Genomic DNA, 24,708 nt, shown 5'->3' with positions numbered 1-24,708 from the left:
CCGATGTCGACCGCGCACCACACCTTGTTGACCTTGATCGCCTTCTTCGCGTCGACCGAGACCTCCGCCACGTACGCGACGTAGCCGGCATGGGCGAACTGGAACGCGACGCCCTTGCCGGTGCCCTTCGGCAACGAGCCGCGACGATCCCAGTCCGACATCGCGCGTACGGCCTCGAGCACGCCGCGGGCGCGTACCGGGTTGAAGCCGCCGGTGGCGCCGGCGCCGACCGGGTTGTTCAACAGGTCGATGCGGTACTGCAGCGGATCCTTGCCCGCCGCGACGGCGACCTCGTCGATGAAGCCCTGCTTCACGAACGAGATGCCGTTGGTGGGTGGGGCGCGCAGCGCACCCACGGGGATGCCGAACGGCACCACGCGCTCCGAGGTGATGAGCACGTTCTCGACGAAGCCGCGCGGGAACTCGTTGGCGGGCACGACCGAGTTGGTGCTGGCGACGAAGTCACGGTAGGCAATCAGCTTGCCGTTGGCGTCGAGGCCGGCCTTGAAGAAGTGGAAGCCCGTCGGCCGGTACTGGTCGTGCGCCATGTCGTCTTCGCGCGACCACAGCAGCTTGACCGGCACGCTCGGCAGCCCCGCCGCGGCACGTTCCTCGGTGACCGTGCGGGCGATGCGCGCCACCTCGATGTCGTACTCGCTCACGAGCCGACGCCCGAAGCCGCCGCCGGCGCGCACGAGGTGGAACGTGATGTTCTCCTGCGGGATGCCGGCGCCGAGCGCCGGATGCTGCTTGGAGGGGATCTGGCTCGGCGACCAGATCTCCAGCTTGCCGTCGTGGAAGTGCGCGGTGGAGTTCTGCGGCTCCAGCGGCGCGTGCGACAGCAGCGGGAAGAAGTACTCGGCCTCGATGGTCTTCGCAGCCGTGGAGAAGGCCGCGTTCACGTCGCCGATCACGGCGCGCGGCGGGCCCGTCGGTCGTTCGCCCGGCGCCGGTGCTGGCGCCGGGGCCGGCAGGGGAGCCGTGGCGGCCTGCGCCGCGAGTTGACGCGCCTGCGCGAGGTAGCCGGTGCTGCTCTGCGTGGCGACCTCGCCCTCGTCCCACACGACCTTCAGCGCGCTGCGCGCATCATTGGCCAGCCACCAACTGTCGCCGACGATGGCCACGCCCGAGGCGAGCGAGTTGTTGCCCTGGCCGGCCGGTTCGACGATGAAGGCGTGGCGGATGCCGGGCAGCTTCTTGATCTCGTCGAGATTGGCGCTGACGGCCTTGCCGCCGAACACGTCGCACTTCACGAACACCGCGTGCAGCATGTTCGGGAACGCCACGTCGATGCTGAAGATCGGCTTGCCGGTCACGACGTCGAGGTTGTCGACGCCGCGGATCCGCTTGCCGACGATGCGGAAGTCGCGCGGATTCTTGAGCGCCGCTTCGACCGTCGCGCGTTCGGGCACGGGCAGGCTCGCCGCCGTGGCCGACAGCGAGGCATACGTCGCGGTGCGCTTGCTCGCGGCATGCGTCACCACACCGCCCTTCGTCGTCAACTCGCTGGCCGGCACGCCCCACTGCTGCGCGGCTGCGGCCACCATCACGAGCCGGCCGCCGGCGCCGACGACGCGCATGTTGTGGTAGTTGGACGGAATCGCCCGGCTGCCACCCTCGAACTGGGCGCCGTACTTCGGGTCGAGATCGGCCTGCGTGACCTTGACCTGCGCCCAGTCGACGTCGAACTCGTCGGCGATGATCTGCGGCAGCGCGGTCCTGATGCCCTGGCCCGTCTCAGGATTCTTCGAGACGATGGTGAAGGTGTTGTCGGGATGGACCGTGATGTAGGTGTGCGGCGCGAACGATTCGGGAGAGGCCCCCGGCCCGCCCGGGCCGCGCTGCTGCGCCGCCGCGTCGGGGGCGTAGAGGCCGATCAGCAGTCCACCGCCGGCGATGGCCGAGATGCGCAGGAAGTCGCGGCGTGCGACGGTCAGGTCGTTCGAGATGGTCGCCATGCTAGGCGCTCCTTCCCGAGCTGGCCGCGGCCTTGATGGCCTGCTTGATGCGGATGTAGGTGCCGCAGCGGCAGACGTTGCCGGCCATCGCCTGGTCGATCTGGGCGTCGGTCGGATTCGGGGTGGTCTTCAGCAGGGCCGTGGCCGACATCAGCTGGCCGGCCTGGCAGTAGCCGCACTGCGGCACGTCGTGCTCCAGCCAGGCCTGCTGCAGCGGCGACGACCCGTCGGGCGGCAGGCTCTCGATGGTGCTGATCTGCGCTTTGCCGACGGCGGAGATGGGCGTGATGCACGAGCGGATCGGCTGACCATCGAGCAGCACCGTGCAGGCGCCGCACTGGGCCATACCGCAGCCGAACTTGGTCCCCTTCATATCCAGCACGTCACGGAGCACCCAGAGCAGGGGCATCCGATCCGGTACGTCGACGGTGCGTGACTGCCCGTTCACGAGCACGCTGTATTTCATGTCCAGGCCTCCGAAAAGCCCATGTCGAGGTCTTGCGTCAGTAGGTCTTGCCGCGAAGTGACCATGGTAGCAAGTCCGCCCCCGCGCGCCGCTACCGGCCGACGGGCACGGCGGTGATGCGGTGGTTGTCGAGGTCGGCAATCCACAGCCATCCCGCGTGCACGAGGACGGCGGCGGGCCGATTGAGGTGCCGGCTGTCACTCCCGGCTTCGCCCTTCACGCCGGCCACGGTCGTCACGGTTCCCTTCGGATCGACGGCGAGTACGCGCTGCGACTTCATGTCGGCCACGTAGATCGTGCCGTTGGGGCCGGTGGCCACGCCGTGTGGGGTGGCCAGGCCGCCGGCGACCGCAATCTCACCGAGCGGTTCGCCCGCCTTCCATGTGCGCAACCGATTGGCGCCCGCGTCCGCAATCAGCAGGCGACCGCCCTTCATCCACGCGATGTCCATCGGATAGACGAGCGCCTCGGCCTTCCCGACGACGGTCTCGACGCGGCCATCCTTGAATCGGCGGATGCTCGCGTTCCCGATGTCCGGAACGTAGACCGACCCGTCGTCGGCGATCAACACGCCATGGGGCGAGTTGAAGTGCGCGGCGTGCGCCGGGCCATCGGCGCCGCCAGACCTCCCAGGGGTGCCAGCGAGCGTGCTCACGTCGTAGGTGGCCGGCGCACCGGCGCGTGGCGTCAGCAACCGCAGCGTGTGTCCCTCGGCTTCGGCGACGAGGATGCGCCCGTCTGCCGTGCTGCCCACACCGTGCGGGGAGGCCAGGCGGGCCGTCGAGGACGGGCCGTCGTCGAGTCCTTTCCGATCGGGCGCGCCGACGAGCGTACGCACGCGTCCGTCCTTCGAGACGATGCGGATCGCGTGGTTGAAGATGTCTGCGACCAGCACCGCGTCCGGGCCGAAGGGGGCCAGGCGGATCGGCTTGTTGAACTGCGCCGCCGCACCGAGCCCGTCGGCGAAGCCCGCGGCGCCGCTGCCGGCCACGATGGTCATGACGACCGCGCTCGCCTGGGCGGCCGTCGCTGGCGGCGGGGCCGGCGCTACGGGTGGGGGCTGGTGGTGCCCTCCGGCTGCGGTGGCGGGCTGGGCCGAGGCGTCGGGTGTGGCAGTCGCGAGCAGGCACGCCGCGGTGGCGACGGCAATCCATGGACGAGTCATCGCGGCCATTGTGTACCCGACTGACGGGGGCTCCCGCGGCCCCGTCCGAGCGGCCCCCTCCGAGCGGCCCCCTCCGAGCGGCCGCTGCCGCGCGGCTCGGAGTGACGCGGCACTCAGGCGTTCCGCAGCGGGGCGGTCACCACGGGGCTGATGATGAGGCGGTCGACGCGATGGCCGTCCATGTCGACGATCTCGAGGCGCACGCCGCCACGTGTGAAGGTGTCGCCGGTGCGGGGCACCCGTCCCAGGGCATACATCGCGAGTCCCCCGAGCGTGTGGTAGTGCTGCCGCTCGTCATCGTCTGCGGCAATCTTCACCTGGAGCCGCTGCTCGAGCTGCGCCACCTCGGCCGCGCCATCGACGAGCCAGGTGCCATCGTCTCGCCTGACGAGCCACGGATCGCCCCCGGTCGTCTCCGGCAGGTCCCCGACGATGGCGGCCGTCACGTCGGTGAGGCTCACGAGCCCGTTGATGCTCCCGAACTCGTCCACGACGAGTGCCACCGGCAGGTGCGTCTGCCTGAACTGCTGGAGCAGCGCCATCAGCGTCGTGGTGCGGGGCACGAACAGCGCCGGCGACGCGAGGGCCTCCAGGTCGACCGTCTCTCCCCGCACCAGCGGCCCGAGGATCTGCGACGACCGCACCACGCCGGTCACCTCGTCGAGGCCGCCCCGACACAGCGGAATGACCGAGTGGGGGGTGGACTCGAGGACGCGCGCGTTGTCTGGCCAACTGCGTGTGAGGTCGAGGAAGGTGACGTCGGCGCGCGGCGTCAGGATCGCCCCCACGTACCGATCGTCGAGATGCAGCACGTTGCTGACGATGGCCTGTTCGGAGGGCTCGAACACGCCTTCCTCGGCGCCCTGCGCCATCAGCAGCTTGATCTCCTCGTCGCTGGTGCTCGGCTGCGCGTTGCGCGACACCCGCAGCAGTGCCAGCACGAGGTCGGTGGAGGCCGACAGCAGGTGGACGAGCGGCCGGCCGGCGGCCGACAGGAGCGACATCGGGCCGGCGACCAATGAGGCGATGCGCTCGGGGTTGGTCAGTCCGAGTCGCTTCGGCACGAGCTCGCCGAGGATCAACGAGACGTACGTCAGGCTCACCACCATGACGACGAGCGAGAGGCCCTGGGCGTGCGGCGCCACGAGCGGGAAGCGGCTGAGCCAGCCCTGGACGTGCAGCGCGATGGCGGATTCGCCGACGGCGCCGCTCAGGATGCCGATGCTGGTGATGCCGACCTGCACGGTCGACAGGAAGCGGGTGGGGTCGTTGGCGAGCGACAGGGCCAGCCGCGCGCCTGCGTGCCCTTCGCTGGCAAGCTGCTGCAATCGCGGCTTGCGTGAGCTGACCAGCGCGATCTCCGACATCGCGAAGACGCCGTTGATCAGGATGAGTACCAGCAGCAGGCCCAGGTCGATCATGACTGGCGCTGCCGCCCCGCTCGGATCTCGCCCATATCGCCATTATGCCGTCGAGGCGCAGGGCCCGCCCTGGCCCGTCCGAGGGTCAGTCGGGCGCGGTGTACAAGCCCTGCGCTTTGGCGGCCTCGCGCAGCCGTGGGTCGAACGTGACGAGTGTGGCCACCTGCGACTCGATGGCCAGCGCCAGGTGAATGGCATCGAGGGTGCGCAGCGGGACCTGCTGCGAGGTGAGCAGCAGCCGGGCCGCGCGCCGTTGCACGGGCGGTGTGGACTCGACCAGTCGACACGACGCGACGATCCGCTCGGCGTGCCGGTACAGGCGTTTCGCCTCGGCGATGGTCAGCACCTGCTCGCGCGCCCGTCGGGCCAGCGCCGAGGCGAGTTCCGTCATCGCCAGGTCCGACAGCACGATTTCGCCGACAGCCGAGAGTTCGGCGTTGAGGGCGTCGCTCTCCGGTTCCTGCACGAAGAGCTTCACGAAGGCGCTGGTGTCGAGGTAGACGGGCCACACCCAGGAATCGACGGGAACCGGCTGCCTCACACGCGATCCGCGCGGTCGTCGAGCACGGCCTCCGCCAGACGCACCTGCCGGTCACGCGTCATCGCTCGCACCTGTGCGAGATCCGGGAAGGGCTGACGTGCAGCCACGGGGCAGAGGCGCGCCACCGGCCGGCCGCGATCCGTGATCAGCACCTCGCGGCCCTTCCGGACGTCCTCGAGCAGGCTGGTCATGTCCTGCCGGGCCTCCCGCACACCCGCGGTTCGCATGCCCCGGAATGTAGCACAAGTAGCACAACGCATGCCCCGGCACCGGCCGGACACCTTGGCGCTTCTTGCTGTCCTGTTCCTGGCGGTCCGTGAGTGGCACGAACTGGCCAGCCAGCGTGTCGTCGAAACGGTAGAGTAGGGGCATCACCCCTGGGGGACTTTCGATGCGGACACTACTGACTGTCGTGGCGTGCGGCGCCCTGTCGACCGCGCTCATCCTGCCTGCCGTGCTCGGCGCCTCGTCTGGCGACGGCCAGGCCGCGTCCCAGCCCTGGGTCATCGCCAATGGGCAGCCCGACGCCGGGCTCTATGTCCCGCGCGACGTGCAGCTGGCCTACGCCAAGGGCACGCGCAGCCGCGACGGCAAGCCCGGGCCGAACTACTGGCAGAACGAGGCCTCGCACCGCATCCGCCTCACCCTCTCGCCGCCCAGCCGCCGCGTGCAGGGCGAGCAGGACATCGTCTACACGAACAACAGCCCCGACCCGCTGTCGATGCTGGTGTTCCGCCTGTACGGCGAGGCCCACCGGCCCGAGGCGATGCGCGAGAAGGCCGTCGACGCGCAGTTCCTCACCGACGGCGTGACCGTCGACGAGGCGATCATCGACGGCAAGGCCATCACGTGGAACGACCCCGCCAATCCCCTGGCGGAGTACAACCTGAGGGGTACCACGATCTACGCGGTGCCGATGGCGACGCCGGTGCCGCCGAAGGGCCAGGTCCGCATCCGGATGCGCTGGCACTACGACCTGGTCGCCGACAAGGGCTGGAAGGAAGGCGCCATCGACGAGACCACGTACTTCCTGGCGTACTTCTTCCCGCGCATCACCAACTACAGCGACTACGGCGCCTGGGACGTCAGCCCGTTCACGCTCGGCCGCGAGTTCAACAACGACTTCGCCGACTTCCAGGTGGAGGTCGACGTGCCGCGCGACTTCGTGGTGTGGGCGACCGGCACGCTGCAGAACGCCGCGGAGGTCCTGCAGCCCTCGGTGCGCGCGCAGCTCGAGTCGAGCTTCACGAGCGACCAGGTGGTGACGCTCGCGGAAGCGGCGGACGTGAAGGCCGGCAAGGTGACCGCACGCGCCGACCGCCTCACGTGGAAGTGGCAGGCCGATCGCGTCCCTGACTTCGCGATTGCGGTGAGCAACCAGTATCGCTGGGATGCGGCCAGCGTCGTGGTGGATCCGGCGACCGGGCGCCGCGCCAGCGTGCAGGCGGCCTACGCCGACAGCGCCACGGACTTCAAGCCGATGGTCGACATGGCCCGGAAGGCGCTGACCTTCGCCTCCACCGTGTTCCCGGGCGTGCCATACCCGTATCCCAAGACCACCATCGTGCTCGGCAGCGCCGACGAGGAGTACCCGATGATGGTCAACGACGCGTCCAACGTCGGCAACCCGAGCGCGGCCGCGCTCCCCGAGAACGCCTTCACCGGCTTCGTGGCCGCGCACGAGATCCTGCACACGTGGTTCCCGTTCTACATGGGGATCAACGAGAAGCGGTACCCGTTCATGGACGAGGGCTGGACGACGGCGTTCGAGTACCTGCGCAATCGCGAGGTGCTGGGCGTGCCGATGGCAGACGAGCTCTTCAAGGCGTTCCGGGCCAAGCCCCTGTCGTTGGCACTGTCGGGCTTCGACCTGCCGATCATCACGCCGCACGACTCGATGTGGGGGCACACCCCGATCTTCGGCCACAACCAGTACGGCAAGGCCGCCCTCGGCTACCTGGCCCTGAAGGACCTGATGGGCGATGCCGCGTTCCGCACCGCGCTGCACACGTTCATGACCCGCTGGCACGGCAAGCGGCCGCTGCCCTGGGACATGTTCAACAGCTTCAACGACGCCGGCGTCGGCAACGCCACCTGGTTCTTCCGGAACTGGTTCTTCGGCTTCGGCCACATGGACGTGGCGGTGGACAGTGTGCGCACCGCGGCGGGCCGGCACACGGTGACCGTGCGCAACCCCGGCGGCATGGCGGTGCCCTTCGACGTGGTCCTGACGTACGCCGACGGCAGCACCGAGCGCGTCCACCGCACCCCGGCGGCCTGGCAGGCCGATGGCCGGACCACCACCGTGCCCGTCGCCAGCGCGAAGGCCCTGAAGTCCCTCACCATCGACACCGGGATTTTCGTGGACGCCAACCCCGGCGACAATACGTGGGCGGCCGGGACGGCCGCCAGTCGGTGAACGAAACGAACGTGACAGGCAGCCTTCCTGAGGCTGAGGTACAGACGTGATTCAACCGTATGCCATTGGTGTGTGCAGCTGGTCGTTGCAGGTGAAGAGCGTGCCCGAGTTGCGCGCGTTCCTCGACCAGCTCGGGGTGAACGTGATCCAGATCGCCTGCGGCGACCCGCACCACGCGTCGTGGAACGAGGGCGACGACATGCCGGCCGCAGCGCTGGCCGCCGGCTTCGACATCCACGCGGCGATGATCGGGTTCCCCGGCGAGGACTACACGTCGCCGGCGACGATCCAGGAGACGGGCGGCTTCGGCAACCCGGCGACGCGCGCGGCGCGGCTCGAGACGCTGAAGTGGGCGCTCACGCGCACCAACGCGCTCGGCGTCGACCGCCTGATGATGCATGGCGGGTTCATCCCCGAGCCTGGCGACGAGGGCCGCAAGGCCTTCCTCGACACGCTCGGCACGGCCTCGGCCATGGCGCGTGAGCACGGCGTGACGCTCGGCCTCGAGACCGGGCAGGAGACCGCCGACCTGCTGCGGCGCACGCTCGACGACCTGCAGTGCGACAACGTGAAGGTCAACTTCGACCCCGCGAACATGCTGCTGTACGACATGGGCGACCCGATCCGGGCCATCGAGATCCTCGGACCCGACATCGCCACGGTGCACTGCAAGGACGCGTTCCGTCCGAGCACCCCGGGTGAGTGGGGCCAGGAAGTGCCGCTCGGCAAGGGCGCCGTGAACATGCCGCTCTTCATCGAGACGCTGAAGAAGGTGGGCTACGCCGGGCCGCTCGTCATCGAGCGCGAGGTCGGCAACCAGCAGGAGCGGTTGGCCGACTGCGCACACGGGATCGCCGTCCTGCGCGAGATCCTCAACGGCTGACGCCCTCGCTGGCGTCGCGCGCAAGGGCCGCACCTTGCGCGCGACAGCCCACTCGCCTTCGGGGCCGGCATGCCGCAGCTGCCCGCCGGAGGCGTCCTTCGTTTACGCTATGGCCGAGCAGCGGTGGTGGTGGCGTTCTCGCTCCCATCGTCACCCTGCCGGTGTGGCCCGCGCGTCCCTCCCGCCGCGCGGGGCGATCCTCGGAACATCGCGGTAGCCGCGGAAGCGGGCGTGACGGGAATTCTGGGCTCCTGTCCGTCTCTTCGAGGTGGTCGTGTCGCTCGTGGGCCGAGGGCAGGTCATGCGTGACCTCGCCCCGACGCCCCGAACAGCAGGAGGACAGGCGTGCTCACTCGGCTCAAGCTTCTGGCGCTCCTTCTCGTCGTGCCCGCCGTGGCGTATGGCGTGGCCACCGTCGTCCGTGGACAGATGAACGCGGAGCTGCGGAGCGCGATCGTGCGAGAGGTCCCCAACGCCGATCGCGCGATGGTGGCCGCGGCGACGGTCGATGCGTACTGCGCGGGTGGTGGGGCGACCAACAACCCGGGCATCTGTGCCACCAACGGTCGACTGGGGTTCATGGCGCGCGCGGCGTCGTGGACCGCGGGCGTGACCCTCGTGCTCCTCGCGCTGATCTGGGGTGCCGGGCGATGGGCTCGCACCAATCGGTCACTCCTGCTGCACGTGTTCCGTCCCGGCTTGTACGTGACCATCGGCGTGCTGGTGTGCCTGACGATCGCCAACGCGGCGCTGGCGATTGCGGCCATCTACGTCGGCGAGTCGGCACTCATCGAGCGGGTGCACGTCGGCATCATCTTCGCGGTCGCCGCCGGCGCGGTGCTGGGCATCATGGGCATGATCGGCAGCCTCACGTCGGTCGTGCAGGCCGCGACGACGAGGGTGCTGGGACAGGCGGTGAGCCGGGACGAGGCGCCCGAGCTCTGGCGGAGCGTGGACGCGTCCGCCAGCACGCTCGGCGCGTTGCCGCCCGACAACATCGTCCTCGGCCTCGACACGAACTTCTTCGTCACCGAAGCGACGGTCGAGTGCGAGAGCGGCCAGTTGGAGGGACGCACGCTCTACTGTTCGCTGCCGCTCGGCCGCATCCTGACGCCTGGTGAGTTCGATGCCATCGTGGGCCACGAACTGGGGCACTTCAAGGGCGAGGACACGAAGTTCAGCAGCCACTTCTATCCGATCTACCGCGGCACCGCCCTGTCGCTGCAGGCGCTGCAGGAGGTCGGCCTCCACGGGGCGCGCGCCATCCCGCTGCTGCCCGCCATCGCCACGCTCAGCTACTTCTACGAGAGCTTCGCGGTGGCCGAGAGCCACCTCAGTCGGGATCGCGAGATTGCGGCGGATGCCGCCGGCGCGAGCATCACGACGCCCGCCACGCTCGGCAGCGCGCTGGTCAAGGTGCACGCGTTCGCCGACACGTGGAGCGGCACCATCGAGGCGGCCATCGAGGCCCTCGAGCAGGGCTCCTCCTGCCGCAACGCCAGCACCGCGTTCGCTGGTCACGTGAAGGAGGAGGCGAACCCGGCGGCACTCCAGGGCCTCGATGATCAGCAACTCGCGCATCCTACCGACTCGCATCCGCCGTTGAGCGTGCGCCTCGCGGCGCTCGGGCTGGATCTGGCGGCGGTCAGCGAGGCATCGCTCGACATCACGCCGGCTGCGACGGCGCTCGATCGCGTCCCCGCTGTCGAGCGTCTCGAGGAGCGCCTGAGCCATGCCTACCAGGTGCTGCTGGCGCGCCGACTGGACCTGCGCGAGCCCGCAACCCCTGCGGCGGCTGGCGCGTGAGTCGACCATGACGGCAGGACCGTTCACGCACGAGGGCTTCGCGTGCATTCCCGAGGGCTGGTTCCACATGGGCGGCGACGATGGGCCCGACGAGGAGCGACCGGCGCACCGGGTATGGATCGCGGCGTTCGACCTTGCCGTGTATCCGGTGACCTGCCGTGAGTACGGGCTGTTCCTGGAGGCCAGTGGTCACGACGCGCCGCGCGACTGGGCGACCTTCTCCACGATCCCCGATCGCCCGGTGGTCGGCGTGAGCTGGTTCGACAGCCAGGCCTACTGCCGGTGGCGTGCGAGCGAAGGCGCACCGGTGCGGCTGCCGACAGAGGCCGAGTGGGAGCGGGCCGCGCGTGGGGGCGTCGATGGTCTGCGCTACCCGTGGGGCGACACGATCCCGTCATGGATTCCGAACGGCGGTCGTGGACCCCTCGAGGCGCCGTGGCCAGTCACGCTGGGGGAGCCGAATCCGTACGGGCTGTTCGGCATCGCCGCCAACGTGCACGAGTGGTGCGAAGACTGGTACGCGTCCGGTTACGATACTGCGGTCACGCACCAGCCCGCCGGGCCGGCGACGGGCGTTCGCCGCGCCTCACGCGGTGGGTCATGGCGGCATGCGGTCACGCTGAGCCGCTGCGCGGCGCGCAGCCGGCTCGACCCGTCGTTCCGATACACCGACTACGGCTTCCGCGTCGCACGATCAGCGACGTGAGGCATCGAGCGTAGGGAGGGTAGGGCCGGCTCTCCGAGCCCGGCCATCCAGTCCCGGCCACTGTCGCACGACATGTCGCACACGCACGATTCACCCCGCTCCGGAACCGTGCCTGTCGGACCGCTGGAACTCGTCGGGTACTGGCACGCCCACGAGGGCGACGGGCTGCCGCACCCCCAGCAACTGCGCCAGCCTCGATGGGAATGGCGCCGGCGACGGCGCATCGTGCGCTACCTGCTGGGGGGCACCGAGTACCTCCAGTACCGTGGCTGGTCGCACTGCCGCTTTGGCTGCCTCCGCCCCAACGGCTCGCGCGACCTGACCGACGGCACGTGGGTGTGGCCGGAGGGGCTGGCGCATTACGTCCGCGCGCACGGCGTCCGGTTGCCCGACGAGTTCGTCGCGCACATGGCTGCTCACGACTTCCGTCCGCCACCGCCGGCATCACCGTCGCTCCATTCGCGTGACGTCTCGGATGACTTCTGGCGGCAGTGGGCAGCGAGACAGGGCAGGTTCCGTCCGATCGCCTTCTGCTGGGCCTGCAACGCCGCACCCCCGTCCCCGGTGCCGAGATGGCTCAGTCGCCTGCCCGGTCGCACGCTGGTCGACAGGCTCTGGTACCACCTCGGCTGGCGTCGGTGACGACGCGCGGAGTGCCCTGGGGTTCACCCGTGGTGCGCGGATGTGCCCGCATGACGGCGATGGCCAATCCCGCCCCGTTGTTGTCCAGGAACGGATTGCGCACGCGTCCTCGTGGGTTCTACCGTCACGGTTCAGGCACAGACACCGAATCGGGCCATGACTCGACGACCCCGTCGCCTCGCACTGATCGCCGCCTGCCTCGCGCTCGCCGGCGGCAGGGCGGTACCGCCACCGGTCCCCGCCGACGCGGCCCCATTGCCCGGCAACGTGCACGCGACGACGCTCGAGTATGGGCTCGCCACGAAGCGCCCCTGGACGCTCACCTTCGATCTCGCGCAGGATCGCCTGTGGATCCGCACGCCGCCGCCCACCTCATGACCACCACACCCGATGCTCTCGCTCGCCGCGCCCCCGTCTGGGGCGTGCTCGCTCTGGCCTTCGTGTTGCTCGCCTGGGGCGAGATCCGCGCGACCGACCCCTACACCAGCCCCGAATTCGTCGTCGGCTACTTCTGGACGGAGATCCAGATCGTCGGAATGCTGATCCTCGCGACGGCGCTCTTCTGGCCGTGGCGTCGCCTGGGCCTGCGCACGCCGCACGCGCCTGTGCCGTGGACGCACGTGCTGCCGCTGGCGGTCGTGGTGTCGTTGGCTGTGGGCTCCCGGCTCTGGACGGCAGGCCAACTCGGTGCCAACCCGGCACCCGATCCAGGCACGAGCCTCCTGCTGGCGCGCACCACGATGCTCGTCGGCATCAACGAGGAGTGGCTGTTCCGCGGGCTGGCGCTCGCGGCCTTCAGTCGGTGGTGGGGCTGGCGGCGCGGCTGGATGATGGCGCTGGTCGCGTTCGGGTGCGTGCACCTGCTGAACCTGATCACCGGCGTGCCGCCGGCCGCGGCGGCCTTCCAGTTCGCGAACACGATGCTCGTGGGCTCGGTCTTCCTGCTCGCGGCCGTGGCCACGCGGTCGCTCCTGTGGCCGATGCTCGGCCACGCCGTCTACGACTGGGCCGTGATCGACACCTCGCGATACATCACGGCGGGCGCGCCGCCGTGGGGCTCCCTCCTGTTGCCGATCCTCGCGATCATGCTGGGGCTGTGGAGCCTGTGGACGCTCGTGCGCCTGCCTGAGCGCGTCCCGTATCCGGACTGACGCCGAGCGCCGGCGTGTGGCCTGCGGCCGCCGCCCCTCGCTGGTAGCGGACGAGTCCCCAGCCTCCGGCACCGCTCATCGGAGACGCGTCTGGCAGACGGCGACCAGCGTGCCCGTGGTGTCAAAGGCCTCGGCAGAGACACCGTGGCGTACCGCGCCCGTCCTGGAAATCTCCACCTCGGTCGGAGGCACGGTCCCGTCCACGGCATCGATCGAGGAGAGCGGTCGACCATCCACGTAGAGGTCCACGCGGGCGATCTTCTGGCGGCCCTTCGATGGTGGCACCTTCGATGCGGCGGTGACTCGCACCCTGCGGGCGCCGGCCCCGCCGACGGGCGCCACCGACAGCCGGAACGATGGCCGCTGCCGAATCAGCCGTGCGGCTCGGGACAGGAGGTCGACGTTGTCGTGCAGGACGTCGCGCCTGGTCATGTGGTGCAGCACGTCCGGGGCCACTCCGAACTCCTCGAGCGGCGAGCCGGCGTTGGGGCCCACCCGCACGCTCCGACGCATGGCGACGATGAGCTCGGCCCCCTTGGGCAGCCTCCGGAACGGCGTCGCCGGGGCCCGATCCTGCGCCGCCATGAGGTCGTCGAGCGACCAGAAGTTGGCGCCCCCGGCGCCGGTGTTGCCGCTTGTCCCGAGCACGGGGCCCACCCCGTTGTCCTGGAAGCCCGCGGCGAACATGTCCGTCGCGCTGTAGGACAGGGCGTCGGTGATCAGCACAACTGGGCCGTAGTACACCTGGCCGACGCCATTGCACAACGCACCGAGCGTGAGCGGGAATCCGGCCGAATAGGTCGCCCCCGTCATCACCGAGTCGCCGATCGACGGCATCCAGCGCGTGAGGTCCCAGTTGTCCGGCGCGAACTTGCAGATCTGGAAGTTCAGCGGCGTGTTGAGGAACTCGAACGATTCCGGTTCGATGGTGTTGGGGGTGAGCAGCTGCAGCAGCGATTCCGCCGCGCGGATGTTGCCGCCAGGATTGCCGCGCACATCCAGCACGAGGCCGTCCTGCGGGAAGCCGTCCTTCGTGATCAGCCTGGCGAACGCCGTACGGAACCGCACGGGATCCTCGACGTCGAAGCTGAAGACCCGGATATAGCCAAGTTCCTGGCCCCGCACGGTCTTCTTCACGGCGTACAGGACGTCCTCGATCGCGCCGAGGGTCTCGGTGTCGGCGCGCGGGTAGAGTGCCTTCTTGACCTCGACGATGCACGTCCGCTTGACGTCCAGTGCCGTGCGCTTGGTGCCCGACCAGGCCGACCCCTCGCCGGTGTCCCGTCTCGTGTGCACCAGCCAGTACGACCGATGCGTGGCGACGACGCCATTGCTGGCGCGGAAGACGATGTCCACCCACTTCTCGTCGGGCGGGAGGGTGCTGTTCAGCGGGCGGATGGTCAGGTTGTCGAGGCCGCGTGCGAACCGCGCGTCGGGGTTGCTCCCGGCCTGCGACTCGCCGTTGATCTCGATGGCCCGCACGATCGGCACACCGTTCCAGGCCAGCACCTCGACCCCGCGCTCGAACCGCGCCTCGCGCCCATCCGCCGACAGGCAGCGCGCGTCCTCGTCGCGCAGCGCCGTCCGCGTCACGATGAAGCGCTCGCAGCCGCGATCGAAGTACTGCTCGATGAGGAACGGCAGGTACGCCGTGCAATCCCGGAACGGCTGCGGCAGCAGGTAGAGCGTGTGCAGGTCGCGCGTCGATCCGAAGATCGACAGCATGCGGCGGTGGAAGTCGACGGTGGGCTCGAGCGAGGCATTCCACTCGGCGAGCTGGAACCTGAGGAGCTTGAGCTGCTGGATGGGATCGATGGCGTGGATGGCCCGCTTCATCGGCAGATGGACGTAGTTCATCTCCATCACCAGCAGCGCCTGCTCGACGATGCGCAGGCGCTCGTCCCTGGAGAGGGCGGTCTTCTTCTCGGCCCGCTCGAGGAAGGTGTCGAGGTCCTGCCCGGGGCGTCGCCCGCTGCGGGCGTGGGCGATGTCCATGAGCGCTCGCCGCTTGCCGATCTCGACGTCAGGCATGTTCCTCCGGAGGGCCGGGGCGCGCGTCACGGCACCAGGCAGGACTGGTCGGCGCACGGAGCCGTGCGCCGACCATCGATCACCGCTACTTCTTCTTCGCGGCGGTCTTCTTCACGGTCTTCTTGGCCGCCGGCTTGGCGGTCTTCTTTGCGGCCTTCTTTGCGGTCTTCTTGCCGCCGCCACCCTGGCCGCCACCCGGATCACCACCCTTGGATGCCGCCCCACTGATCAATGGCGCCTTTGCCATGTGCTGCCTCCTGTCCTGCGTGGACCTACCGTGTCGACTCGAGCAGTTGCACGAGTGACTTCAGGCGGATCTGAATGTCGGGCCGCCGCCCGTACCCGCCGTAAGTGTCGTCGCCCCAGCGCGCCTGCAGCGCGGCGCGACTGGCCTCCGCACGAGCGGCGTCATTGTGGGCTGAAACTCGGTCGCCCTCCAACTGCCTGGCTCGTGCCAGCACCAGCCATGCCCGCCAGTCCGACTCCAGTTGGCCGGCCGCGGCGAAGACGGGCTGCGCGGCCTCTGCGTCGGTGATGGCGCCGCTGCCGTCGCCGGCGGACAGGCGAACTTCGGCGGACGCGAGCAACGCGGTCGACAGGAGGCGGGGCAGCTTCAGGGCCCTGGCGGTGCCCACGGCCTCTTCGACCAGCGCGATGGCCTTCTTCGGCGCACCAGACATCACCTCGGCGAACGCCAGCGTCACTCTGGCCTGAAGCGCGGCTTCCTTGTAGTCGGGTTCAGCCAGGGCGAGGGCCGATGTGGCACGTGTCCTGGCGAGCACACGGTCGCCGAGGCTGAGCGCCATCTGCGCCCGGATCACTTCCAGCCAGGCCAGCTGGGACTTGAAGCCGGCGTCTGGCCCAGCGGCAATGCCATGTGCTTCGTCGAGCGCCGCCCTCGCCTCGTCATACCTGCCCAGTGCCAGGAGCGAGGAAGCGCGATTGATCTGGTCCCATGCCATGCCGACGCGAGCGTTGTTCGACGAGTTGATGCGATAGCTCTCCGCGAAATGTGGCAGGGCCTCGGCGTACTGCTCCTGGTTGTCCCCGAGCAGGGACCCGATACTGAAGTGGGTCGCCGCCAGTCGTGCCGGGTCCTTCGACTGTGTGGCCAGGGCGAGTTGCTCGGTGAACGCCTTCATCGCGATGGCGTAGTCGCCCTTGTCGGTGAACGCTCGCCCGAGCAGGATCAGCGCGTTGGAGGTCTCGGTGCGGTAGCCGGCCGGCTGGAAGAACCTCAGTGCCGCCTCGAGGTGCGCCACCGCTTCATCCAGGGAGCCCTCCTGCGTGCTCAGGCTGCCGAGCGCGAGGCGGGCGCGCGCTTCGAGGCGCGGCGCCTTGTCCTCGCGCGCCAGGTCGAGTGCCCGCTGCAGGTACACGCGCGTGTCGGCGAATTCACCCCTCGCCAGCAGCGTGTACCCGAGGTCGATCAGTCCGTTGGTGGCCAGCGAGCGGTTGTTGATCCGTTGCGCCGCCTGGACGGCGTCGGCGGCGATCGTCCTGGCCCGGGCGGCGTCGCCTTCCGCGTAGTACACGTTGCTCAGTTGCAGCGACGTCCTGATCGCCTGGTACTCGCTGGACGACGCGCGCGAGATGGCCAGCGACCGCTCGAGTTCCGCCCTGGCCTCGGGTAGCCGTCTGGCCCTGGCCTGCAGCGATCCCCGCTGGTAGTGCACCTCGGCCAGGCCCTCCTGGCTCGACATCGCCCGGTAGATGTCCTCCGCCTTCGAGAAGGCCTCATCGGCCGCCGGCATCCGCTGGCGACGGCCATGCAGGATGCCCAATCGCAGGAATGCAGCGGCGACCTGCGGATCGAGCCGGGTCGCCTGCTCGTACGACTCGACCGCCCGATCGAGGTCCTCGTTCTTCTCGTGAGCGCGACCCAGATCGACATATGCGGCCGCCTTGTCCGCGTCGGCCGCCGAGTCCGCGAGCCGCGCGTACTTCTCGATCGCCGTCCTGAAGTCGCGACCCAGCGTCGCCGCGACCGCATCGAGGAGGTTCGATTCGGTGGCCGAGAGCCTCGACCGATCCGGCACGAGGGCCATGGCCTGGAGCAGGTCTTCCCGTGCCCGGTCGGTGAGGCCCATCTCCGTGTACGCGTCAGCCCGTCGTACCCGCGCCATCGCAAACGCGCCGTCGAGGGCCAACGCGCGCTCCAGCGCCTTGCTCGCCTGGAAGTACGCGCCCTCGCGCATGGCGCTGGCGCCGCGGTCGTACCACACGACGGCCTCGGCGGGAGGCACGTGCCGCCGGGGGGAAAGCAGGCCAGATGCGAACCACGCCGTCGCGAGGATCGCGATACCCGCCGCTACGCGGAGGCCCCACACGCGCAAGGGACTGCGGTTCACGCGTGGTGGCAACGGCGTCGTCGTGGCGGTGGCGGGCATCGAGGCCGTGGTGAGGCCAGACCGGAGATCGCGCAGCGCGTCGTGGAGGGCGCGCGCCGACGGGTACCGAGTCGCCGCATCCCGGGCCATGGCTCGCGCGATGATCGGGTCCAGCGCCGGCGGCATCGCCGGGTTGATCTCGGAGGCCGGTGGCGGTGTGGTGCTCATCACCCGCATCGCCACTTCCACGAACGTGCCTCCCCCGAATGCCGAACGGCCGGTGGCGCACTCGTAGAGCGTGGCGCCGAGCGCGTAGATGTCGGCGCGCGCGTCGATGTCCTGGCCGTGCAGTTGCTCGGGAGGCATGAACGCCGGCGTGCCGAGCACGCTCCCGGCCACGGTCAGCGGTTCGCCCACCTGCGTCGCGGCGAGTTCGGGAGGCGACAGTTTCGCCAGGCCGAAGTCCAGCACCTTCAGCTGGCCGCGGGGGGTGACGATGATGTTCTGCGGCTTGATGTCGCGGTGAATCACCCCGGCGGCGTGGGCCGCCTCGAGTGCCTCGGCCGCCTGGATGCCGATGTCGAGCACCTCGCCGGCCGAGAGTGGCTGCCGTGCGATGCGCGCGGCCAGCGTCTCGCCATCCACGTACTGCATGACGATGAAGACACAGCCGTCTTCGTCGCCGATCTCGTGGATGGCGCAGATGTTCGGGTGGTCGAGCGCGGCGGCGGCCCTGGCCTCGTTCATCAGCCGTCGCCGGGCCACGTCGCTTCCCACGCTCGTCTCGTGGAGCATCTTGATGGCGACCTTGCGGCCGAGCGTGGTGTCTTCCGCAAGAAAGACCTCACCCATCCCGCCCGAACCCAACTTCCGGGCGATGCGATAGTGGCTGATCGTCGATCGTGCCAAGGGCCGCATCTTATGCCCATGCCGCGGCAAAGCGGAAGATCGGGGCCGGATGACTGGACGACGCGTCGGTCAGGGCGTTTCGGCGCGCAACACGCGGAGGAGTTCGTCGCCGAGTACCTCGACTTGCCAGCGGCGCAGTCCTGGCACGGCCGCGAGTGCGTCCGCCGTCGTCGGACGCACCCGCGCGACGTCGTCGAGTGCGGCGCGCGAGGCGACGAAGCCCGGATCGAGATCGAGCGACTCGGCGATGCGGTTGCGCGCGTCGCGCAGGCGTTCGCCTCGCGCCTCGAGTGCGGGATCGCGCTCCCAGCGCTCGGCGCGGGGAAATCGCGGCAGGTCGTCGTCGGGCACGGCCAGGCCGCGCTCGACTGCGGCGAGGATTTCGTCGCCGCGACGCCCGACGAGCCCTGGTGACAGGCCCTTGATCCCGCGCAGCGCCGCAGCCGTCGTCGGCGCCTCGCGCGCGATGAGCAGCAGCACCTCGTTCATCACGACCCTGAACGGCGCCTGATCGCGCTCGGCGGCCACCGTCTCGCGCCATGCGTGCAGTTCCCGGAGCAGCGCCAGGGCCCGACGCGTGAGGTCGCGTGCGCCCTTGATCTTCAGGAAGGCGTCGGTCGTGTCCGGCGGCGTCCACCGCGTCTGCGCCCGCCGCACGAACTCCTCTTCGGCCCAGGCCAGGCGGCCCGCCGCGGTGAGTCGCTCGCGCAGCACGTCGCGCAGCGCGGGCAGGTGCACCGTGTCGGTCGCGGCGTACTCCTTCATGCCCTCGGTGAGCGGGCGCTCGGCCCAGTCCGCGCGCTGGAAGGCCTTGGGGACGACGATGCCGAGGACGGCTTCGAGGATGGCGCCGAGCCCGAGCGTGCGCACGCCGAGGAAGGCCGCCGCAATCTGCGTGTCGAACAGGTGACTGACGTGAAGTTTCAGATCCCGATCGAGGATACGGAGATCGAAATCGGCGTCGTGGAACACCTTCTCGATGGCGTCGTTTTCGACGATCGCGCCGAGCTGATCGAGGTCAGGCAGGGCGAGCGGGTCGATCAGCACGGTCTCCTCGCGCGAGGAGATCTGCACGAGCGAGATGCGATCGAGATAGCGGTGGTAGCCCGCCGCCTCGGTGTCGATGCCGAGGAGTGGCTGGGTGGCGAGACGCTGCACGGCGCGCTCGAGCGCGTCGGGAGTGTCGATGTAGCTGTATGGGGTCATGGCGCGCAGTCGTCGGAGGCGGGGCAGGAACGGTCGCCGCGCCCTGTGCGCCGCGCCGCTCTCAAGTCAGCCCAGCACCCGGATGCGGTGTGCCTCGCTGTCGCCAACGTACAGCATCCCGGACGGATCCGCGAGGACGCCGTGCGGCCGGTTGAGCGCGCAGCGGCGGGGATCGGGCTCCGGGCCGTCGCCGCGCTGGCCGGTCCCGAGGGCCGTCCGGATCACGCCCGACTTCAGGTCGATGGCCCGGATGACGTGATTCTCGGTGTCGGCGACGTACAACACGTCGCGCGACCAGGCCAGGCCCTTGGGGCCGCCCAGCCGCGCCAGCCGCGCCGGTCCCTCGTCGCCGGCGTAGCCCTGCTCGCCGGTGCCCGCCACGTGGTGCAGGCGCGAGGTCGTGGCGTCGACCCTGTAGATGGCGTTGCCCTCGCGGAGGGCGAGATAGAGGTGCCCGGCAGGGTCGAAGGCGAACGTGCGCGGACCATTGAGCGGCGTGCCCGCGAGCGGCGCACCATCCGGCGTCGGGCCCTTCTCGCCCGTGCCGCCGATGGTATCGATGCGACCGGAGTCGAGCTGCACGCGGCGGACGCGGTGATTGCCGATGTCGCAGATCAGCAGGGCGTTCCCGCTCGGGTGCATCGCGATGCTGTGCGGGGCGCGCAGCAACGCCTCGGCCGCCGGGCCGCCGTCCCCCGAGAAGCCTGGCGTGCCGCGGCCGGCGAGGGTCGAGATGACGCCCGTGCGCGCGTCGACCCTGCGGATCACATGGTTGTCGCGTTCGGCGATGTAGAGGTGCCCCTGCGCGTCGAACTGCACCTCGTGGGGCATGTTCAACGCGGCCTCGGTGGCAGGCCCGCCATCGCCGGTGTAGCCGCGCTGTCCGTTGCCTGCCACGGTCGACGTGCGACGCGTGCGCATGTCGATGCGGCGGATCCGCTGGTTGTCGAGATCGCAGACGTAGAGCGCCCCGTCGGGCCCGAAGGCGAGCCCGTACGGGTTGTTCACCTGTCGATCGGACAGGCCGGGGGCCCCGGTGCCGATGAGCGTGGACACGGCCGGCGCGGCAGCGCGCGCGCGGGTGGCGGCGAGGGCCACGCACAGGGCCCGGACGGCGTCTCGCCGGTTCACGGGTCGCCCGCGTTCGGTCCAGCGCGAGGCGGCGAGGGGCATCCCCGGCATGGGCTGTGCTCGGCGATGGCGGCGCCTACGGTTTCGGGGCGGCGGTGGCCGTCGTCCCGCGCGTGCGACCGGCGTACGGCGTGCCGGCGTTGAAGGTGGGCATCGCGTCGGCCTGCGCCACGCGGTGCCCGATCAGCGCCATCATGTCGGCCACCTTCAGCGCGCCCTTCCAGTGCCAGTCCTTGTACACGTCGTCGGACGGCTGGTGGTACTTCGTCTCCTCGAACTCGTCGAACTTCTTCGAGAAGGCCTCGGGCGAGTCCACGGGCGAGCCGACGAGCATCAGGCCGGGGACGCCCCACACCACGAAGTTGTAGTGATCGGAGCGGCCGAAGACGCCCTGCGCAGGGATCGGGTCGTCCATCGGCTTCACGCCGTACGCACGCGCCACGTCCGTGAACAGCGCGCCGAGTGAACTGAACGGGGCGCCGTAGGCCACCATACTGGTCATCGGCCCCATGATCTCGGTGCCGATGCCATCGAGGTTGAGCACGGCAGCGGTCTTGTCGAGCGGCCACGTGGGGTGTTCCACGTAGTACCGCGACCCCGACATGCCGTACTCCTCGGACGTGAACGCGATGAAGACCAGCGAGCGCCGCGGACGGGCCTTGGCCTTGGCGAACGCCTCGGCCACCGCCAGCATCTCGGCGACGCCGATGGCGTTGTCGGCCGCGCCGTTGTAGATGGCCTTGCGGAGCACTCCGAAGGCGTCGTAGTGCGCCGAGAACACCACGGCCTCGGCGGCCAGCGTCGGGTCCGAGCCCTTCAGCACGCCGATGACGTTCGGCGACGTCCCGGTCTTCCGGGCCGACGTGAACGCGATATCCACCTTCGCCGTCAGCGTCCGTGGTGTGAAGCCCGGGCTGGCGGCCTCGTCCATGGCCTGCGCCATCGTCTTGCCCGACCCGGCGAAGAGGCGATCCCCTGCCGATTCACTGACGAAGATCAACGGGAGTCGTCCCGGGTCACCAGTGGAGGGCGCGCTGACCTGACGGCGCGCCGTCTGGTTGATGATGAAGGTCCGCGTGTACTGCTCGCGTCCGTTCGGGATGCTGATGAGGCCGGCAATGCCGCGCGCGGCCAGCGTTTCCACCATCTTCGCGTCGGCCAGGATCTCGTTCCACTTCCCCTCGGGCACGTCGGCGGGGCGGCCCCCGATCGTGACCACGATCTTGCCCGTGAGGTCCGCGTCCTTGAGGTCGTCGCGCCCGAAGGTCTTCGAGACCACCCCGTACCCGACGAAGACCACCGGGGCGCGCAGCTGCAGGTCGGCCAGGGTCCCGATCGTGGACCAGTCGGTGCCGTACTCCAGGCGAGTGCCGTCGACGGTGACGTGCGTCGGATCGACGAACTCGCTCGCCATCAGCGGGACCTGGTGCATGTATGTGCCGTTGTCGCCGCCCGGCGCGAGGGCGAGGCGCTTCATCCGGTCGGCGATCCACGCGGCGGCCTTGTCGCCGCCAGGCTGCAGCGTGCCGCGGCCCTCGAAGCGGTCGTCGGCCAGCGTCTTCGTCGCCTGGACGATCGACTTCTCCTTCACGCGGCGCAGCACGTCGCGCTCGGCGACGGACAGCCCGGCCGGGGTCTGGGCCAGGGTCGGAGCGGCCGACGCCAGGCACAGCGCGCCGATCAGGAACACACACGCACGGCGGCCGGCATTCCGGCGTACTCGCTGGTCTCTCACGTCGGTCTCTCCTGGTCCCCGTCGAGGTACGGCTGCCGCCCGTGCCCGTCTCTCGCGGGATTGCCGGCACCTCATCGTTGGCCTCCGATCATATGCAGTTTGCCCGCCGCCCTGCCGTCCGTTTCCTGACACGAGACCTGAGTGGCCGCCAGGCGGCTCGGGGCGGGGGAGGGCACGGAGGCGTAGGCGATGTCTGCCGCCCGGGACGGCGGGAGGCACACGAGCCTGGCGATAAGATGCGCGCATGCCGTCACCTGATCCTGCCGTCGCGCGCGCCCTCACCGTGCTGGTAGCGGCGGGTACCCTGCTGTCCATCGGCCTTGGCGCCCGCCAGCCGGCGCCGCGCGACCGCCACGCGTATCTCGGCCAGCAGGTCCCTGGTGCCGCTCCGGTGGTCTTCTCGCCCGGAGACGTGTCCACCGACGCCCGCGAACTGGGCATCGTCTTCTCACCCGATGGCCGCGAGCTGTACTACACGCGCGTCATCGAGAAGCTGCCGATGCTCTTCCGGCGCCGACTCCTGGATGGCGCCTGGTCGTCCGAGGAGCGGCTCGCGCTCGTGGCCGGCCAGCCGGAGGCCGACCACTCCGATCCCGCCCTGTCGCCCGACGGCAGTCGCCTCTACTTCGTCAGTGCGGCCCGTAACGACGTGTTCGCTCCCGGCGGCAACATCTGGATGAGCCGTCGCGAGGGGCCGGGGTGGGCACCGGCGACGCTCCTGCCCGCCCCCGTCAACTCGGACGGAGGCGAGCTCTATCCCATTGCCGTCGCCGACGGCAGCCTGTACTTTGCGTCCAACCGCGCGGGTGGCTTCGGTGAACAGGACCTCTACCGGGCGCAGCTTCGCAGCGGCGTGTTCGTGGATGCGGTGAACCTCGGGGCGCCCGTCAACACGGCCGCGACGGAAGTGGACCCCTACGTCTCGCGCGACGAGCGCACGCTGATCGTGGCCGCGCGGCGCGACGGCAACCGCGGGGCGCTCGACCTGTACGCGTCGCATCGAGGCACGACTGGCGGCTGGTCGCCCCTCGTGTCGCTGGGCGACTCCGTCAACACGGAGCTCACCGACTACTGCCCGATGCTGTCGCCTGACGGGCAGTTCTTCTTCTTCTCGCGGCGCACGGCGCAGGGCGGCGACATCTTCTGGATGCGCGCCGATGCCGTGGACGCACTGCGCGCCCGTCCCTGAGCGGCCTCGAAGGCCGTGTCGCGGGTACTGGGGCCGTGGCTCAGCCGGTCACTTGCACGCCGCGTCAGCACACAACGATCGCGCGAAGAACGGCATCACGTGGTTCTGGAAGCGCACGGCAACGCCGCTGGTGTGCGTGCCCGGGTAGACCTCGAACGCGTGCGCGATGCCGTACCGGTCGAGCGTCTCGTGCAGCGTGCTCGTGTCGGCCTTCAGGCCGTCCTTGTCCCCCACGTCGATGCCGATGGCGCGATAGCGGCGCAACTCGCCCACGTACTGATCGATGAACGCCAGCGGCGCGTTGGCGGCGAAGCGCGCGAGCACGTCGGGCCGAGGCGTGCCGTCCCTGGTCGGCAGGTCGAGGTAGAACGGCGGCGCCTTCGGGTTGGGGGCCCACGCGGCCGCGGCGGCGAGCTGAGCGCGCTGCGGGAAGCCCAGTGTCGCCACGTCCTCGAAGCCCCTGGCAGCCGCGAGCGTCTTCTCGAGATCGGCGTTCGGCTGGCCTGGACCGCGGGGCGACAGGCAGCAGGGGCTCATGATGTAGAGGCTGCCGAAGACGTCGGCGTGCTTCATGCCGATGCGCGTCGCGCCGTAGCCGCCCATCGAATGGCCCACCAGGCCGCGGCTCCTGCGGTCGGGCAGCGTGCGGTAGTGCGCGTCGACGTACGCCACGAGGTCGCGGGCCACGAAGCGCTCGAAGTCGCCGACGGTCGGCGAACTCGAGTACATCGATCCGTTGTGCCGCGTCCTGGAGTCGGGCAGCACCACGATCATGTCGCGCGCGCCCTGCGCGAAGGCGCCCTCGATGGTCTGCGGCACGTGGATCTCGCCCGCCCACTGCTCGGCGCCGATCGAATACCCGTGCAGCGCGTACACCACGGGGTAGCGTCGGGACTTCTGCGTCGCATACCCAGGCGGCAGGAAGACGAGCACCTGCCGGTCGGCTGCATTGCCTTCGAGGTTGCCCTCGAGCGACGCGCCATGCACCGAGATGCGCTCCACGGTCACCGGCTTCGCGC

Annotated in this window: 21 protein-coding genes; 8 read left to right on the top strand and 13 right to left on the bottom strand. The window is 69.9% G+C overall.

The annotated features are described in order from the left end of the window. The 6 genes from ACIRDX_RS10690 to ACIRDX_RS10665 form a co-directional block, all read right to left on the bottom strand. Window positions 1-1,958 (bottom strand): molybdopterin cofactor-binding domain-containing protein (locus ACIRDX_RS10690; RefSeq protein WP_396625408.1); only part of this gene is annotated, 1,958 nt, incomplete at its 3' end. A 1-nt stretch (window position 1,959) separates the two neighbouring features. Continuing rightward, window positions 1,960-2,424 (bottom strand): (2Fe-2S)-binding protein, encoded by a 465-nt coding sequence (locus tag ACIRDX_RS10685; protein WP_396625407.1) that lies wholly within the window; start codon window positions 2,422-2,424, stop codon window positions 1,960-1,962. A gap of 91 nt (window positions 2,425-2,515) precedes the next feature. After that, the gene (locus ACIRDX_RS10680; RefSeq protein ID WP_396625406.1) at window positions 2,516-3,589 is read right to left on the bottom strand and encodes a hypothetical protein; all 1,074 of its coding nucleotides are present in this window, start codon (window positions 3,587-3,589) and stop codon (window positions 2,516-2,518) included. A 113-nt stretch (window positions 3,590-3,702) separates the two neighbouring features. Beyond that, window positions 3,703-5,010 (bottom strand): hemolysin family protein, encoded by a 1,308-nt coding sequence (locus tag ACIRDX_RS10675; protein ID WP_396625405.1) that lies wholly within the window; start codon window positions 5,008-5,010, stop codon window positions 3,703-3,705. A gap of 85 nt (window positions 5,011-5,095) precedes the next feature. Next, window positions 5,096-5,551 (bottom strand): type II toxin-antitoxin system VapC family toxin, encoded by a 456-nt coding sequence (locus tag ACIRDX_RS10670; RefSeq protein ID WP_396625404.1) that lies wholly within the window; start codon window positions 5,549-5,551, stop codon window positions 5,096-5,098. After that, window positions 5,548-5,778, bottom strand: a complete 231-nt coding sequence (locus tag ACIRDX_RS10665) for a type II toxin-antitoxin system Phd/YefM family antitoxin (protein WP_396625403.1) — start codon at window positions 5,776-5,778, stop codon at window positions 5,548-5,550. Before ACIRDX_RS10665 ends, ACIRDX_RS10670 begins: the two co-directional genes overlap by 4 nt. A 164-nt stretch (window positions 5,779-5,942) precedes the next feature. Between ACIRDX_RS10665 and ACIRDX_RS10660 the strand changes: the two genes are divergently transcribed. From ACIRDX_RS10660 to ACIRDX_RS10630, 7 genes are all read left to right on the top strand, one after another. Beyond that, entirely contained in the window at window positions 5,943-7,970 is a 2,028-nt protein-coding gene (locus ACIRDX_RS10660) for a M1 family metallopeptidase (RefSeq protein ID WP_396625402.1), read from the top strand. 46 nt (window positions 7,971-8,016) lie between these two features. Further along, complete coding sequence (locus tag ACIRDX_RS10655) at window positions 8,017-8,853, top strand: sugar phosphate isomerase/epimerase family protein (RefSeq protein WP_396625401.1); 837 nt, start codon at window positions 8,017-8,019, stop codon at window positions 8,851-8,853. A 345-nt stretch (window positions 8,854-9,198) separates the two neighbouring features. Beyond that, window positions 9,199-10,659, top strand: coding sequence for a M48 family metallopeptidase (locus tag ACIRDX_RS10650; RefSeq protein WP_396625400.1), 1,461 nt, complete (start codon window positions 9,199-9,201; stop codon window positions 10,657-10,659). Between the two features lie 7 nt (window positions 10,660-10,666). Continuing rightward, entirely contained in the window at window positions 10,667-11,365 is a 699-nt protein-coding gene (locus ACIRDX_RS10645; protein WP_396625399.1) for a formylglycine-generating enzyme family protein, read from the top strand. A gap of 108 nt (window positions 11,366-11,473) precedes the next feature. Further along, entirely contained in the window at window positions 11,474-12,007 is a 534-nt protein-coding gene (locus ACIRDX_RS10640) for a hypothetical protein (protein WP_396625398.1), read from the top strand. Between the two features lie 156 nt (window positions 12,008-12,163). Continuing rightward, entirely contained in the window at window positions 12,164-12,385 is a 222-nt protein-coding gene (locus ACIRDX_RS10635) for a hypothetical protein (protein ID WP_396625397.1), read from the top strand. After that, window positions 12,382-13,158, top strand: coding sequence for a CPBP family intramembrane glutamic endopeptidase (locus ACIRDX_RS10630; protein WP_396625396.1), 777 nt, complete (start codon window positions 12,382-12,384; stop codon window positions 13,156-13,158). The genes ACIRDX_RS10635 and ACIRDX_RS10630 overlap by 4 nt, the downstream gene beginning before the upstream one ends. A 75-nt stretch (window positions 13,159-13,233) precedes the next feature. Here ACIRDX_RS10630 and ACIRDX_RS10625 read toward each other — a convergent pair whose 3' ends face one another. The 6 genes from ACIRDX_RS10625 to ACIRDX_RS10600 form a co-directional block, all read right to left on the bottom strand. Continuing rightward, complete coding sequence (locus ACIRDX_RS10625) at window positions 13,234-15,189, bottom strand: S41 family peptidase (protein ID WP_396625395.1); 1,956 nt, start codon at window positions 15,187-15,189, stop codon at window positions 13,234-13,236. Between the two features lie 85 nt (window positions 15,190-15,274). Then, the gene (locus ACIRDX_RS10620) at window positions 15,275-15,436 is read right to left on the bottom strand and encodes a hypothetical protein (protein ID WP_396625394.1); all 162 of its coding nucleotides are present in this window, start codon (window positions 15,434-15,436) and stop codon (window positions 15,275-15,277) included. A 25-nt stretch (window positions 15,437-15,461) separates the two neighbouring features. Then, window positions 15,462-18,428, bottom strand: coding sequence for a protein kinase (locus ACIRDX_RS10615; protein ID WP_396625393.1), 2,967 nt, complete (start codon window positions 18,426-18,428; stop codon window positions 15,462-15,464). A gap of 69 nt (window positions 18,429-18,497) precedes the next feature. Further along, on the bottom strand, window positions 18,498-19,634 hold the full coding sequence (locus tag ACIRDX_RS10610) for a ribonuclease D (protein ID WP_396625392.1): 1,137 nt from the start codon (window positions 19,632-19,634) through the stop codon (window positions 18,498-18,500). Window positions 19,635-19,700: 66 nt separating this feature from the next. Continuing rightward, on the bottom strand, window positions 19,701-20,816 hold the full coding sequence (locus ACIRDX_RS10605; RefSeq protein ID WP_396625391.1) for a hypothetical protein: 1,116 nt from the start codon (window positions 20,814-20,816) through the stop codon (window positions 19,701-19,703). A gap of 25 nt (window positions 20,817-20,841) precedes the next feature. Next, window positions 20,842-22,500, bottom strand: a complete 1,659-nt coding sequence (locus ACIRDX_RS10600) for a M20/M25/M40 family metallo-hydrolase (protein WP_396625390.1) — start codon at window positions 22,498-22,500, stop codon at window positions 20,842-20,844. 244 nt (window positions 22,501-22,744) lie between these two features. Here ACIRDX_RS10600 and ACIRDX_RS10595 point away from each other — a divergent pair, with 244 nt between their 5' ends. Continuing rightward, complete coding sequence (locus tag ACIRDX_RS10595; RefSeq protein ID WP_396625389.1) at window positions 22,745-23,689, top strand: TolB family protein; 945 nt, start codon at window positions 22,745-22,747, stop codon at window positions 23,687-23,689. A gap of 48 nt (window positions 23,690-23,737) precedes the next feature. Here the strand turns inward: ACIRDX_RS10595 and ACIRDX_RS10590 are convergent. Then, window positions 23,738-24,708: alpha/beta hydrolase (locus ACIRDX_RS10590; RefSeq protein ID WP_396625388.1), on the bottom strand; the 971-nt coding region annotated here is incomplete at its 5' end.

Origin of the sequence: Luteitalea sp. (genome assembly GCF_044337415.1) — a bacterium.
Taxonomy (GTDB): domain Bacteria; phylum Acidobacteriota; class Vicinamibacteria; order Vicinamibacterales; family Vicinamibacteraceae; genus Luteitalea.
The sequence above is the reverse complement of the archived record's forward strand: the minus strand, read 5'-3'. Positions and strand labels throughout refer to the sequence as shown.

Coding starts and splice junctions, on each gene's coding strand:
- ACIRDX_RS10685 (WP_396625407.1), bottom strand. CDS start 2,424: ATGAAATACAGCGTGCTCGTGAACGGGCAGTCACGCACCGTCGACGTA.
- ACIRDX_RS10680 (WP_396625406.1), bottom strand. CDS start 3,589: ATGACTCGTCCATGGATTGCCGTCGCCACCGCGGCGTGCCTGCTCGCG.
- ACIRDX_RS10675 (WP_396625405.1), bottom strand. CDS start 5,010: ATGATCGACCTGGGCCTGCTGCTGGTACTCATCCTGATCAACGGCGTC.
- ACIRDX_RS10665 (WP_396625403.1), bottom strand. CDS start 5,778: ATGCGAACCGCGGGTGTGCGGGAGGCCCGGCAGGACATGACCAGCCTG.
- ACIRDX_RS10660 (WP_396625402.1), top strand. CDS start 5,943: ATGCGGACACTACTGACTGTCGTGGCGTGCGGCGCCCTGTCGACCGCG.
- ACIRDX_RS10645 (WP_396625399.1), top strand. CDS start 10,667: ATGACGGCAGGACCGTTCACGCACGAGGGCTTCGCGTGCATTCCCGAG.
- ACIRDX_RS10635 (WP_396625397.1), top strand. CDS start 12,164: ATGACTCGACGACCCCGTCGCCTCGCACTGATCGCCGCCTGCCTCGCG.
- ACIRDX_RS10630 (WP_396625396.1), top strand. CDS start 12,382: ATGACCACCACACCCGATGCTCTCGCTCGCCGCGCCCCCGTCTGGGGC.
- ACIRDX_RS10625 (WP_396625395.1), bottom strand. CDS start 15,189: ATGCCTGACGTCGAGATCGGCAAGCGGCGAGCGCTCATGGACATCGCC.
- ACIRDX_RS10620 (WP_396625394.1), bottom strand. CDS start 15,436: ATGGCAAAGGCGCCATTGATCAGTGGGGCGGCATCCAAGGGTGGTGAT.
- ACIRDX_RS10610 (WP_396625392.1), bottom strand. CDS start 19,634: ATGACCCCATACAGCTACATCGACACTCCCGACGCGCTCGAGCGCGCC.
- ACIRDX_RS10605 (WP_396625391.1), bottom strand. CDS start 20,816: ATGCCGGGGATGCCCCTCGCCGCCTCGCGCTGGACCGAACGCGGGCGA.
- ACIRDX_RS10595 (WP_396625389.1), top strand. CDS start 22,745: ATGCCGTCACCTGATCCTGCCGTCGCGCGCGCCCTCACCGTGCTGGTA.